Raw genomic sequence first — 13,802 nt, 5'->3', positions numbered from 1 at the left:
CTATTGTAACACATCTCATAATGGATTGTAATGGCAAAATAGGGGAACGTCAAGATTTATTCAGGAAATCATGCCTTTTTCCTTTAAACTAAGGAAACGATTGTCGCCAAGAATGATGTGGTCCAGCACTGGAATATCCAAAATGCGTCCGGCCTTGACCAAACGGTCCGTGACGGCGAGGTCCTCGCGGCTCGGATTCGGGTCACCGCTGGGATGATTGTGCACGAGGATCATCGAAGCCGCCGCATAGCGGATGGCCATAGAGAAAACTTCGCGCGGATGCACGATGGAGGCCGAAAGACTGCCGATCGAGATATCGCGAAGCCCTAGGATATGATTCTTCGTATTCAAAAGCAGCACGGCAAAATGCTCCTTCTGTTCGTAGCGAAGATGCGGCATCGCAAAATGAGCAGCATCCTCAGGCCCGTGCACAATCTGCACCTTGGCCGCTGCCTTCTGGGAAAGACGCCTGCCAAGTTCCACGGCCGCCAGTATCGTCGCTGCCTTTGAGGGACCGATGCCGCGGATATCCGCAAGATCGGTTACAGACATCTGCACCATCGAGGCCACGCCGCGCTCCTTATACCGGCCGAGCACGGACTCCGCGAGATGCAGTACAGACTGTTCCCTCGTGCCCGTGCGCAAAAGGATGGCCAGAAGCTCGGCATTGCTCAAAGCGGCCGAACCATAGGCAATGAGTTTTTCACGCGGTCTCTCCTCCTCCGGAAGATCCCTTACCATGATTGTCATAAAGATCCACGCCTGCCTTTCCGGCAAGACGGCAGACCGCATAAAGAGGCAGACCGACGACATTGGAAAAAGAACCTGCAATCGAGTCGATGAACGCGGCTGCCTGCCCCTGAATTGCATAGGCTCCGGCCTTGTCAAGAGGCTCTCCTGTATCCACGTACGCAGCAATCTCTTCTTCCGTCATCGGCGCAAAAAAGACACGAGTCGTCTCGACATCCGTGAAGACCTGTCCATCATGAAGCCAGGCTATGCCTGTCGCGACTTCATGTTCACGGCCTGCTAAGGTGCGAAGCATCTTTCTGGCCTCTTCTGCGTCATGCGGCTTGCCAAACACCCTGCCGTCCAAAAAGACGATGGTATCCGCACCGAGCACAGCCTGTCCGGGATATTCCTCAGATACGGCCTTTGCCTTGCGGACGGCATTTTCCACGACGATTTCAGCAGGTGCCAGACTGCCGCCCGTCACTTCCTCTGCCTGACTGACTTTGACGGTGAAACTGGCCTTTATCTGCTGCAGAAGTTCCCTGCGGCGCGGTGAAGCGGATGCCAGAATGAACATATCATTTTCTCCTTTCTTATTTCCTGTAAGAATCCTCTCAATAGCGGCGGTAAAGGACGATGGCCAGAATAATGCCAAGCATGCTCATGAGATTCGGCATAAAGGCCACACCAAGCGTCAGCTTCACCACATAGAGATTGATGGTCACCGGCGTCATATCAAAAATCGGGTATGTCGTCACGAGAAACGGCATGATTCCGGCAAGCGACGGCACATTTTTCAAGAGTTCGCCAAGAATGCCGCCAAGGATTGCGCCAATGATCACGAACAGGATACACATTCCATATCCACGTCCACCAAATTTCGACAAGAGAACCCCTCCAAACAACCAAATAATGTTTACTATTGTACCTATTCTTGCCGAAAACGCGAAATCCTGCCAGCCTCCATAAATAAAAAAGACTCCTCCAAAGAGGAGCCTCATGGCATCAGAGCAGATAACGCAGATAAACGTAAACCGTCGAAATCATGATGGTCATAATCATGATGGGGAAACTGATCTTAAAATAATTGAGGAACGAAATCTTGACGCCGCGGTCCGCTGCCATGCCGGCCACAATGAGGTTTGCCGAAGCGCCGACGAGCGTGCCGTTGCCGCCGAGGCAGGCACCGAGCGACAAGCTCCACCAGACCGGCTCGAGATTATCGACGCCCATGGCTCCCATATTCTGAATCAGCGGAATCATCGTTGCCACGAACGGGATATTGTCGAGAACGGAAGAGACGAGAGCGGAAAGCCAGAGCACGAGAAGCGACGTCTTCGTCACATCGCCCTGCGTCAGAGCGACAGCCTGCGTTGCAAGGTCATTGATGACGCCCGTCTCACTGAGACCGCCGACGGCGACAAACAGACCGATGAAGAAGAAAATCGTTGCCCACTCGACCTTGCGCATCGAAAAATCAACCGCATTCTGACTGCCGCCTGCGAGCAGCAGCAGCAGGAAACCGCCGAAGAGCGCGACGATGGAGGACTCGATGTGCGTAAACGAATGCGTGAAGAAACCGAGAATGGTCAGGGCGAGCACAAAGAGAGAACGCGCCAAAAGCTTCTTATCTTTCAGAGCCTTATTTTCATCCATCTGCATGATTTCAGCCTGCAGTTCCGGCTTCGTGACGAGCTGTTTGCGGTAAAGGACATTCATGACGAAGAGCACGGCCACCATGCAGACGAGGATGACCGGCGTGAGATTTTCAATAAACGCGACAAACGTGAGTTCCTTGACGGCACTGCCGATCATGATATTCGGCGGATCGCCGATGAGCGTAGCCGTGCCGCCGACATTCGAAGCGAGAATCTGCGTGAGCAGGAACGGCACGACGTGAATGTGCAGTTTGCTCGTAATGGCAAACGTAACCGGCACCATCAGAAGGACGGTCGTCACGTTATCGAGGAAGGCTGAAAAGATTGCCGTGATAAAGCCGAGATAAATGAGCAGGCGGCGCGGCTGTGCCTTAGCTGCCTTGGCCGTCTTGATGGCCACATAGTCAAAAAGTCCGGTCTTCGCGGTAATGCTCACGAGAATCATCATGCCGATGAGCAGACCGAGCGTGTTGAAATCAATGTGATGCAGAGCTGTATCAACCGGCATAATGCCGACGATGATCATGATGAGTGCGCCCATCATGGCGACAATGGTGCGATGAACCTTTTCTGAAACAATCAGCATGTACATCAGCACGAAAATAATTGCGGCTAAAGTTTCCATTCCCCAATAGGCCTCCTTGATAAATGAAGTAAATATCATGCGGATTGCAAAAAAATTAGACGGAGCCTGCAGTTGAACAGACTCCGCCTAAAACTTCCGTATGCAATTCACATATGCGAATTATACCATATCAGAATACGATAAGGCAAGAGGAATTTCGTAAAAACAATAAAAAAGCTTCGGTCAAAACCGAAGCTTCATTTTGCAAATGGTGCGTCTGGCAAGATTCGAACCCGCGACCCACGGCTTAGAAGGCCGTTGCTCTATCCAACTGAGCTACTGACGCAATGGAATGGTCGGGATGACAGGATTCGAACCTGCGACATCCTGCTCCCAAAGCAGGCGCGCTACCAAACTGCGCTACATCCCGATGCGTACTATAATAGTATAATGATTCCGCGCTGGATTGTCAATTAAATTTTTCTTTGCAGGCCAAAAATCTTCCGCCCGCAGGATAAAGTTGACAACTTTACATACTAATGATAACGTTATCGTGTAAGTGTTCCAACTCAATCGGAATCATGCTCATTATCGCACGAGGAGGATGTACTATGATCAAAGAAGCCATTGAAAAAATTGTCAGCAAAGAAGATTTGACATACGACGAGGCCTATACCGTCATGAATGAAATCATGAATGGCGAGACCACGCAGGTGCAGAATGCCGCCTATCTTGCCGCACTTTCGACCAAGAGCACCAAGGCCGAAACCATCGACGAGATTTCCGGTTCAGCCATGGCGATGCGCGACCACGCATTGAAAGTCGAACACGATATGGATGTGCTCGATATCGTCGGCACGGGCGGCGACCATGCACACAGCATCAATATCTCAACGACCGCTGCCATGATCATCGCCGCAGCCGGTGTCAAGGTCGCCAAACACGGCAACCGCGCGGCTTCCTCAAAATGCGGTGCGGCCGACTGCCTTGAAGCCCTCGGCGTCAATCTCGACCAGCCGCCGAAAAAAATCGTCGAAGAACTCGACAAAATCGGCCTCTGCTTTATGTTTGCCCAGAAATACCATGCATCGATGAAATACGTCGGTGCCATCCGCAAAGAACTCGGCATCCGCACAGTTTTCAATATCTTAGGCCCGCTGACGAATCCGGCTCATCCGACGCGCATGGTCCTCGGCGTTTACGATGAATACCTGCTTGAACCGCTTGCCAAAGTTCTGCTGACGCTCGGCGTCAAGAACGGCATGGTCATCTACGGTCAGGACTGCCTCGATGAATTCTCCATGAGTGCACCGACGAGCGTCTGCGAATTCAAAAACGGCTGGTACCGCCGCTATACGGTAAAACCGGAGGATTTTGGTTTCACGCGCTGCACGAAAGACGATATCCGCGGCGGCGACCCTGCTGAAAATGCTCAGGTCACGCTCGATATTCTCAAGGGAGCAAAGGGGCCTAAGACCGACATCGTTCTCTTAAATGCCGGCGCTGCCATTTATGTCGGCGGCAAAGCCAAGGACATCGCTGAGGGCATTGAAACCGCACGCCAGCTCATCGCTTCGGGTGCTGCACTCAAAAAGCTTGAAGAATTCAAGCAGCTTTCCAACGCCTAATTTTTTATCTCTGAAACATAACAGGGGAATCCGGCCGCAGCTGGATTCCCCTGTTTGTTATGTTCTATGTTTTTTACATTCCGCTTATTCGTTGCGAAGCTTCTGCACTTCATCGAGCAGATATTCATTGAGGACTTTGATATACGTGCCCTTCATGCCGAGTGATTTCGACGAGATGACACCGGCCGATTCGAATTTGCGCAGGGCATTGACGATGACCGAACGCGTAATCTTGACCTGGTCGGCAATCTTCGAGGCGACGAGCAGGCCTTCCGTGCTGTCCAGAGCAGAAAGGATGGCAAATGCAGCCTTGCGCTCCGAGAACGACAGCGTATTGATGGCAATCTGAACCGTTGCTTTCTTGCGCGCTTCGATTTCAATCTTCTCCGCATGGTCGCGCAGCATCTCCATGCCGACAACCGTAGCACCGTACTCGCAGAGCAGCAGATCATCATCATCGAACTCTTCATCGTATTTTGCGACAATCAGCGTGCCGATGCGCTCACCCACACCGTAAATCGGCACAATGGTCGTATTCTTGCCGTTGAACAGGCATTTCGTATTTTCTTCATAAGCGCACATGCCCGTTTTCGAACGCAGATTGGCATTCGTCTCATCCATGCGCATGAGCCAGTTGACATAGTGCTTCGGGAATTCTCCTTGATCAATGACTTTGTCGATCATGAGGTCGCATTCAAAATCATCGACAAAAGCATAACCATAGATCTTGCCCTTTTTATTCGTGATATAGACATTTGCATTCAGGACATTGCTGAGTACACGGGAAATGCCATCGTATTCTACATTTTCAGAACGCTGAAGCAGACGATTAATCTTACGGGTTTTTTCTAGTAAAGACGACATAATATTCGCTCCTTTGCTCTCCTCTAAAATGGTTTCTGGATAATACTGTTTCATTTTGAACTATATTTAGTTTATCATACTTTTCAAAATAGTCAAAGATACTCTGCTTATTTTTTTCAATTTTTTCGGATAACGCAAAAAAAGAGAAGCAGAATGCAGATAAATTTCTGCACTCTGCTTGTTTTATCAAAGAATAAACTGGGACAAATCGCGGTTGACAACGATATCTGCCAGACGTTTATTGACATAATCGGCATCAATTACAACATCTTTATCCTCAAGTTCCGGTGCATTGAAGCTGATATCCTCAAGGACTTTCTCCAAAAGCGTATGCAGGCGGCGTGCGCCGATATCCTCAGCCTGTTCGTTGACCTCGCAGGCGAGTTCGGCAATGCGGCTGATGGCATCGGGCTTAAAGGTCAGGTTCAGGCCTTCCGTAGCGAGCATGGCTGCATACTGCTTAATCAAGGCATTCTGCGGCTCTGTCAGGATGCGCTCGAAATCCTCCTTGCGCAGGGATTTGAGCTCCACGCGGATAGGAAAGCGGCCCTGCAGCTCTGGGATGAGGTCGGACGGCTTGGCCATATGAAAGGCGCCAGCTGCAATGAAGAGGATGTGGTCCGTGCGGACCGGGCCGTATTTCGTCGAGACCTGCGAACCTTCGACAATCGGCAGGATGTCGCGCTGTACGCCCTCGCGCGAAACGTCCGCACCGGAGCTGTTGCCCTTGACGGCCACTTTATCGATTTCATCGAGGAAAACAATGCCGCTGTACTCCGTGACCTTGACGGCTTCTTCCGCTACGGCTTCCATGTCGATGAGCTTGCCCGCTTCCTCCTGCGTGAAAATCTTGCGGGCCTGTGCGACCGTGACCTTGCGTTTCTTATGACGCTTTGGCATGATGTTGCCGAGCATGTCCTGCAGATTGTCCCCCATGCCCTCAAGGCTCGAGCCCGAGAACATGCCCACGACTGGACGGCGCGTCTCCTCTACGTCAATTTCAATGAGCTCTTTTTCAAGTTCACCCTTCTCGAGGCGTTTGCGGACCCATTCACGGCCTGCCTGATATTTTTTCGGCTCTTCGTCCGCCTTGTCCTTCTCCTCCTCGTCGTCACCGCCAAAGAGACGGCCGAGCGGGTTCTGAGACTTCTTCGGTTCGGGGACAAAGACATCGAGAATGCGCTCCTCGGCCTGTATTTTGGCTTTGTCCTGTACTTCCTCAAGGCGCTGCTGGCGTACCATGCGCACGGCGGCTTCCGTCAGATCGCGGATAATCGACTCAACATCGCGGCCGACATAACCGACTTCCGTGAATTTCGTCGCTTCGACCTTGATGAACGGCGCTTTGACGAGTTTCGCGAGGCGGCGGGCAATCTCCGTTTTGCCGACGCCGGTCGAGCCGATCATGAGAATATTCTTTGGGATGACTTCTTCTTTCATCGTGCCCGTGAGCTGACGGCTGCGCCAGCGGTTGCGCAGGGCAATGGCTACGGAGCGCTTTGCTTCATCCTGACCGACAATGTAGCGGTCGAGTTCTTCGACGATTTCACGCGGTGTCTGCTCGTTGACACCAATCTGTTCCGTAATCTGTTCCATCAGTCCAATTCCTCCACTCTGATATTGTGATTCGTGTAAACGCAGATATCCGCAGCAATTGTCAGGGCTTCCTTCGCAATCTCACTGGCATCCATATCCGTATGCTTGACGAGGGCACGCGCAGCCGACAGGGCAAAGAAGCCGCCCGAACCAATGGCCGCAACATCGCCGTCCGGCTCAATGACTTCGCCATTGCCGGAAAGCATCAAAAGCGTATCCTTGTCGGCCACAAGCAGCAGCGCCTCGAGTTTGCCGAGCATCTTATCCGTGCGCCATTCCTTGGCAAGTTCTACAGCAGCGCGCTGCAGATTGCCGTTATACGATTCCAGTTTGGCCTCGAACTTCTCAAAAAGCGTGAAGGCATCGGCCACGGAGCCGGCAAATCCAGCTAGGACTTTGCCGTGGTAGATGCGGCGCACTTTGCGCGCCGTCGATTTCATGATGGTATTCTGACCAAATGTCACCTGACCATCGCCAGCGATTGCCGTTTTGCCATTCTTGCGCACGGCACAGATGGTCGTAGCATGGAACTGTAATTCTGTACTCATATGCTGTTTTCTCCTTATATTTTATACCTGCATTAGCCCAAAATCTGCGGCTTGAAGGCCTCGATGGCCTGCAAAGCCCTTTCCGCGAGCAGCTGTTTCTTCATCTTTTTATCGCGGATGCGGCGTCCATTCGCGTCGCGCGTCTCCACGGGCGGCAGAATGCCAAAGTTGACATTCATAGGCTGAAAATGCTTGGCTTCACTCGTCGTGATGTAATGGCAGAGTGCACCATGGCAGCTCTCTTCCGGAAAAACGAGCGGCTCTCTGCCCTGCGCGAGGCGCGCTGCGTTAATGCCTGCGACAAGTCCCGACGAGGCGGACTCAATATAGCCCTCAACGCCTGTCATTTGTCCGGCAAACAAAAGGTTGTCCTCTCCCCTGAGCTGCAGCGTCGGACGCATATGCTTTGGGGAATTCAGAAATGTATTGCGGTGCATGACACCGTAACGCAGAAATTCCGCATGCTCAAGCCCCGGGATCATACCAAAGACACGGCGCTGTTCCGGCCATTTGAGGTGCGTCTGAAAGCCGACGATATTATAAAGCGTCGCTCCCGCATTATCCTGGCGCAGCTGTACGACCGCATACGGACGCACGCCCGTCACAGGATGCTCGAGGCCGACTGGCTTCAAAGGGCCGTAAAGCAGCGTATCAATGCCGCGGCTCGCCATGACCTCCACGGGCATGCAGCCTTCAAAGAACTTTTCTTTCTCGAAATCCTTCGTCGGTGCTTTTTCAGCCGTCACGAGCTCATGCCAGAACGCTTCATATTCTTCCTTGTTCATCGGGCAGTTGATATAGGCAGCTTCGCCCTTGCCGTAACGGGAAGCGCGGTATGCCTTCGTCATATCAATGGACTCAAGGCTGACAATCGGGGCAGCTGCATCGTAAAAATACAGCGAATCATTGCCCGTGCGGGCCGCGATATCTTCGGCGAGACTGCCCGCCGTCAGCGGACCGCTGGCCACGATGGTCACGGCATCATCCTGCTGGGGGATCTTGGGGACCTCCTCATGAACAACCGTAATACGCGGATGCTCTGTGACTTTCTGCGTCACGTAATCGCTGAAACCATGGCGGTCCACCGCGAGAGCCCCGCCAGCCGGTACGCGCGTCGCATCGGCCGCTTCCATGATGATGGAGCCAAGGCGGCGCATTTCTTCCTTGAGCACACCAACGGCATTTTCGAGAGAAGCTCCGCGCAGAGAATTGCTGCAGACGAGTTCGGCAAAACCAGCCGTTTTATGAGCCGGCGTCGATTTTTGCGGACGCATCTCGCAGAGCGTGACCTCTGCTCCCTGCTCTGCTGCCTGCCAGGCAGCTTCACTGCCGGCAAGACCTGCTCCGACTATGATGACTTTTTTCATGAATTCTCCTTGCTGTCCTTGCTGTCTTCCTGTACCGCAGCAGCCTCTTTTTCTGCTTCGCGCTTTTTCCTGGCTTCGGCACGCTCGCGCATCTTCTCGAGCTCCTTATTGATGGGGTGGTTGATGCGCGTCTCGCAGTTATCATTGCTACAGTAAAGCATGCCGCGTCCATTCTTGAAATGATGTAAGAGGAGGAAAGCACCGCACTTTTCGCATTTCTGCTGCTGCGGCGTATCCCAGGTCGTATAGTCGCACTGCGGATAATTCTCGCAGCCGTAGAACACGCGGCCGCGGCGCGTGCGGCGCTCGACAATCTTGCCGCCGCACTTTGGGCATTTGACGCCCGTATCCTTTAAGAGCGGCTTCGTATTGCGGCATTCCGGAAAGCCCGGGCAGGCCAGGAATTTTCCGTAACGGCCCTGCTTGACGACCATCAGGCGGCCGCAGCGCTCGCATCTGACATCCGAAACTTCCACCGGAAGCTCCACATGGCCGATGGCTTCGTCCGCTTTTTCAAGGGTCTTTGCAAATGGATCGTAGAATTCCTTGAGCAGCTGATTTTTATGCACTTTGCCCTCAGCGATTTCATCGAGCTCATTTTCAAGATTGGCCGTGAATTTGACATCGACAATATCTTTGAAATATTCCTTGAGCATATCCACGACGACAAAACCGAGTTCTGTCGGCTGAAAATGCTTATCGATGCGCTGTACATAGCCACGGGCCTGAATCGTCTCAATGATTGGCGCATACGTGCTCGGACGCCCGATTTCCTTTTCTTCAAGCGTCTTGACAAGCGAGGCATCGTTATAGCGCGGCGGCGGTTCCGTGAAATGCTGCTGCGGCAGCGTCTTGGCAATGTTCAGTTCATCGCCCTCTGCCATATCCGGCAGCAGGACGTCCTTTTCTTTCTTGGTCGTCTCGGCGCCGGCGTAGACCTTGGTAAAGCCTGCAAATTTCAATCTTGAGCCGTTGGCACGCAGGCCGTAGCGGCTGCCGGCCTTGATGGCAATGGCCATGGTGTCGTAAACAGCCGGTGTCATCTGACTTGCGGCAAAGCGCTGCCATATGAGCGTATAAAGCTTGAGCTGATCCTTGTTCAGATATTTTTCCAAGAGTTCCGGTGTATGTTCGAGGCTCGTCGGACGGATTGCTTCATGCGCATCCTGTGCCTTCTTGCCCGTCACATAAATATTTGGTTTTGCCGGCACATACTCTCCGCCGAAGTGCTCGAGCAGGAAGGATTTGGCTTCATTCTGCGCGAGTTCTGAGATGCGCGTGGAATCCGTGCGCATATAAGTGATCAGACCGGTAGCTCCATGACGGCCAAGCTCAATGCCTTCATAAAGCTGCTGAGCCAGCATCATCGTCTTGCGCGAGATGAAACCAAGCTTGCGCGCAGCATCCTGCTGCAGGGAACTCGTCGTGAACGGCGCAGCCGGTTTTCTCTTGCGTTCGCTGCGCTTGACATTTTCCACAACGAGCTGCTGCGCTGCCAGATCTTCCGTCAGACTCAGGGCCTCTTTTTCATTGTGCAGAACAAACTTCTTGCCGTCATCGTCCTTGACGGCAAGTTTTTTGCCATCTACCTGCGTGAGGTCTGCCTGGAACATTGCGGACTTGCCCTTGCGGAGCTTCAGTCCGACCGTCCAGTATTCATCCGACTTGAAGGCCTGAATTTCCTTTTCACGGTCACAAATCAGGCGGACCGTCACAGACTGCACGCGCCCCGCCGAAAGTCCCTTGCGCACTTTGCGCCAGAGAAGCGGGGAAAGCTTGTAGCCAACGATGCGGTCCAGCATACGGCGTGCCTGCTGCGCATCCACCTGGTCGAGATTGATGGGCCGCGGATGCTTGACAGCCTCCTGAATGGCCGGCTTCGTGATTTCATTGAAGACAATGCGGCAGTCCGAATCCGGATCCAGCCCCAGAATAAAGGCCAAATGCCAGGCAATGGCCTCACCTTCACGGTCCGGGTCGCTTGCCAGATAAATCTTATCGGCATTCTTGGCATCTTTCTTCAACGCCTTGATGAGGTCGCCCTTGCCGCGGATATTGATGTATTTCGGTGCGAAATCATGCTCGACATCGATGCCAAACTGACTTTTCGGCAGATCGCGCAGATGTCCCATCGAAGCGCGCACCATATACTTTCTTCCCAGATATTTTTCGATGGTCTTGGCCTTAGCTGGTGACTCGACAACGACTAATGTTTTCTTTGTCTTCGCCTTGGTTTTCGTTTTTGCTTTTGTCTTTGTTGCAGTACTTGCTTTCGTTGCAGCCAAACCGTCACTCCCTCTCAGCACGCCTGTAGGCGTGCAGTTCATTTTCTATAATCAGTCCCTTCAGCTCCATCTGCAGGAGTGTAAAGGATAGATTCGGCATTTCTCCATCCGGAAGGCTCATGAGGATCTCATCTGCACTGAGCGGATGCTCAAAAGACAGGACCTGATAGACCTTGTGCTCCTCCGCCGTCATCTTCAGCCGTTTTTTTGGTCTCTGTTCGTCAATAAGCCCCAGGTCCTTCAGGATTTCCCCAGCCCTCGTGACCAGCTTCGCTCCCTGCTGAATCAGATGATGACAGCCTTCACTCGTCTTGGAGAAAACACTTCCTGGCAGAGCGTAGACCTCACGCCCCTCATTCAGGGCCATTTCAGCCGTGATGAGCGAGCCGCTGCGCGCGGCTGCTTCCACCACCAGCGTCCCTGATGAGAGCCCGCTGATGATGCGGTTGCGCGCAGGGAAAAAAGCAGGCAAAGGCTGAACACCTGGACCATACTCCGAAATCACAGCGCCCTGCTCCGCGATTTCCGTGAGCAGCCGGCGGTTCTCAGGCGGATAGGCAATATCGATGCCGCAGCCAAGTACAGCCACTGTCCTGCCCGTCTTCAGGGCCCCGCGGTGCGAGCGCGTATCAATGCCGCGCGCTGCCCCGCTGACCACAGTAACACCGGCAGCTGCCAGCTGCTCGCCAAATTCCAGTGCCAGAGCCTCACCATACGGGCTAAGCCGGCGCGAGCCGACCATCGCAATGCGCAGGGCTTTTGGCTGGAGCGCGCCGCGATAGTAAAGTACAGGCGGCGGGGAAAAGATTTCCTTCAATAAATAAGGATAGCATGAATCCAGCATTGTACAGAGATGTACATGACGCTGCTGACAAGCCTCTGCCAAGCGTTCCGGTAAATCCGGCTCTGCCCTGCGGAACGATGTCAGCATCTCAATCAGGCTGGCCGGCATCCTGACCAGACGGTCCATTTCTAGGGCCGGCATGCGCCAAAGTGCTTCGGCATTGGGGCACAGGGAAAGAAGATTTCCCAGACGGCGGCTGCCAAGTCCGGGGCATCTCGCGAGTGCCGCTAAGTAGAAATCCTGCTTTGCATCCATTGCTTCGCCTTCTTCCTGACCTATACGTTATATCATCTTACCCAAAAAAAATGGAATATGCAACCTTTTACTGTAAAATTTCAGAAAAAATATACAGCCAGGCCTGCTATTCTATAAAAAAACCATCCACCTACCGGCAGATGGCTCATACCTCATTCCGTAAACAGTTCATCCCAATAAGCAAAGGCAAACATCAGGATGATCAGGAACAGAAGGAAGAGATCCCCCATGACTCCACCCCCTCTGAAAAAAATAAAAAAAGGGAGAGAGACCTCTGCCCCTCTCCGAAGAAATTACATGACGCGACGGGCACCGATATAGCAGGAACCCCAATAGGAACTGTACAGGGATGCCACCGAAACGCCCTGGCTCGACGATGCATTGATGAAATCGCCATCGCCAAGGTAAATGCCGACGTGCGACGGACCCGGTTCATACGTCGAGAAGAAGACGAGGTCGCCAGGAGCGAGTTCGCTCGTGGAAACGGAATAGCCAACTTCATACTGTGCATCAGCCGTGCGCGGCAGGTAAACACCGGCATTGGCAAATACATAGCGGACGTAACCCGAGCAGTCAAAGCCGTTCGGCGTCGTGCCGCCAAAGACGTACGGAACACCAAGATAATTCATGGAATCCGATACGACGCGGCGTGCGATGGAGTTCGTCGTCGAGCTGACTGCCGGCATCGTCTTGCCGAGCAGGGCTGCATACGTGGAAGGACCGACAAGTCCGTCTGCGTTGATGCCCTGCGTCATCTGGAAGCTCTTGACTGCCTCGACCGTTGCGGGCCCGTAGGCACCGTCTGCCGTGACATCATAGCCCAGATTGGCCAGCTGGCCCTGGATTTCTGCTACATCGCTGCCCTGATCTCCGACGCGGAAAGCTGACGCTCCGGCCACCGAAAACCAGCACATAAGGATCATGGATACTGCGAAAATGATACGCATTGCTTTACTCAAAAAGCCACTCCTCTCTCTCTTCGCTTACGAGGTTAGCTGCCGGGTTAGGGTAGAGAAGACCACCCTCGCCTATTTCACCATGAAGGCCTCTTGGCCTGACACCGTGAGCCAGACGTTCACCCCAAAAAACTTGGTTCCCCCGCTCCTGGGCTGGACTCAGCTTATTCTTTTAAACCCAATTTCTAAATATATATCATACGACAAAGTCGTCGTACTTCAAAAAATAAGAAGTAAAAAACGATAAAGAGTGCTTCCTTCTGTTTCAAAAATCGTTCGTTCTCATTTCTTTCAGGTTCTTTTCAGATTGACCCCAGACATGAAAACAGGCTGCCAGAAGGGGCAGCCTCGTTGCTTTCTAGGTCGTTGCTATAAGTAATCAATAAGCCGAGTTCTGTTCCGCTTGCGCGGTGACAATCATTTATCTAGGCACGGCAGTTGCCTGCCGGCTCAAGCGACTCAACCCGGAAGGTTCCGCGGGCCGCATCATCCCTTCCCTATTTG

General features: G+C 52.9%; 12 protein-coding genes, 2 tRNA genes and 1 riboswitch. Of the genes, 1 reads left to right on the top strand and 13 read right to left on the bottom strand.

The features are described 5' to 3' along the window. Positions 1-60 precede the first annotated feature (60 nt). From radC to ACI4OH_RS01770, 6 genes are all read right to left on the bottom strand, one after another. Entirely contained in the window at positions 61-750 is a 690-nt protein-coding gene (gene radC / locus ACI4OH_RS01795) for a RadC family protein (RefSeq protein ID WP_432646120.1), read from the bottom strand. Further along, positions 704-1,309 (bottom strand): Maf family protein, encoded by a 606-nt coding sequence (locus tag ACI4OH_RS01790; protein WP_435720845.1) that lies wholly within the window; start codon positions 1,307-1,309, stop codon positions 704-706. The genes radC and ACI4OH_RS01790 overlap by 47 nt, the downstream gene beginning before the upstream one ends. A gap of 37 nt (positions 1,310-1,346) precedes the next feature. Continuing rightward, positions 1,347-1,619 (bottom strand): DUF4321 domain-containing protein, encoded by a 273-nt coding sequence (locus ACI4OH_RS01785; RefSeq protein ID WP_432646118.1) that lies wholly within the window; start codon positions 1,617-1,619, stop codon positions 1,347-1,349. A gap of 118 nt (positions 1,620-1,737) precedes the next feature. Then, positions 1,738-3,015, bottom strand: a complete 1,278-nt coding sequence (locus ACI4OH_RS01780; protein WP_435720846.1) for an ArsB/NhaD family transporter — start codon at positions 3,013-3,015, stop codon at positions 1,738-1,740. Between the two features lie 209 nt (positions 3,016-3,224). Continuing rightward, a tRNA-Arg gene (locus ACI4OH_RS01775) sits at positions 3,225-3,301 on the bottom strand. Between the two features lie 7 nt (positions 3,302-3,308). Then, positions 3,309-3,385, bottom strand: a tRNA-Pro gene (locus ACI4OH_RS01770). Positions 3,386-3,566: 181 nt separating this feature from the next. Between ACI4OH_RS01770 and trpD the strand changes: the two genes are divergently transcribed. Further along, the gene (gene trpD, locus ACI4OH_RS01765) at positions 3,567-4,583 is read left to right on the top strand and encodes an anthranilate phosphoribosyltransferase (protein ID WP_439784034.1); all 1,017 of its coding nucleotides are present in this window, start codon (positions 3,567-3,569) and stop codon (positions 4,581-4,583) included. An 84-nt stretch (positions 4,584-4,667) separates the two neighbouring features. Here the strand turns inward: trpD and codY are convergent, their stop codons facing one another. The 7 genes from codY to ACI4OH_RS01730 all read right to left on the bottom strand — a co-directional run bounded on the left by codY (position 4,668) and on the right by ACI4OH_RS01730 (position 13,289). Then, entirely contained in the window at positions 4,668-5,447 is a 780-nt protein-coding gene (gene codY / locus ACI4OH_RS01760) for a GTP-sensing pleiotropic transcriptional regulator CodY (RefSeq protein WP_295633436.1), read from the bottom strand. 186 nt (positions 5,448-5,633) lie between these two features. Further along, a complete protein-coding gene (hslU, locus tag ACI4OH_RS01755; RefSeq protein WP_432646115.1) occupies positions 5,634-7,043 on the bottom strand; it encodes an ATP-dependent protease ATPase subunit HslU in 1,410 nt (469 codons plus the stop codon). Next, complete coding sequence (gene hslV / locus ACI4OH_RS01750; protein WP_432646114.1) at positions 7,043-7,591, bottom strand: ATP-dependent protease subunit HslV; 549 nt, start codon at positions 7,589-7,591, stop codon at positions 7,043-7,045. The genes hslU and hslV overlap by 1 nt, the downstream gene beginning before the upstream one ends. 32 nt (positions 7,592-7,623) lie before the next feature. After that, a complete protein-coding gene (gene trmFO / locus ACI4OH_RS01745; protein WP_432646113.1) occupies positions 7,624-8,958 on the bottom strand; it encodes a methylenetetrahydrofolate--tRNA-(uracil(54)-C(5))-methyltransferase (FADH(2)-oxidizing) TrmFO in 1,335 nt (444 codons plus the stop codon). Beyond that, a complete protein-coding gene (topA, locus tag ACI4OH_RS01740) occupies positions 8,955-11,285 on the bottom strand; it encodes a type I DNA topoisomerase (RefSeq protein WP_435720848.1) in 2,331 nt (776 codons plus the stop codon). Before topA ends, trmFO begins: the two co-directional genes overlap by 4 nt. After that, positions 11,248-12,342: a DNA-processing protein DprA gene (gene dprA / locus ACI4OH_RS01735; protein ID WP_432646111.1), complete on the bottom strand. Its 1,095-nt coding sequence runs from the start codon at positions 12,340-12,342 to the stop codon at positions 11,248-11,250. The genes topA and dprA overlap by 38 nt, the downstream gene beginning before the upstream one ends. 293 nt (positions 12,343-12,635) lie before the next feature. After that, positions 12,636-13,289, bottom strand: a complete 654-nt coding sequence (locus ACI4OH_RS01730) for a C40 family peptidase (RefSeq protein ID WP_432646131.1) — start codon at positions 13,287-13,289, stop codon at positions 12,636-12,638. 17 nt (positions 13,290-13,306) lie between these two features. Beyond that, positions 13,307-13,473: riboswitch (cyclic di-AMP (ydaO/yuaA leader) on the bottom strand. Between the last annotated feature and the right edge of the window lie 329 nt (positions 13,474-13,802).

Origin of the sequence: Mitsuokella apri (genome assembly GCF_051886055.1) — a bacterium.
Classification (GTDB): Bacteria; Bacillota; Negativicutes; order Selenomonadales; family Selenomonadaceae; genus Mitsuokella.
The sequence above is the reverse complement of the archived record's forward strand: the minus strand, read 5'-3'. Positions and strand labels throughout refer to the sequence as shown.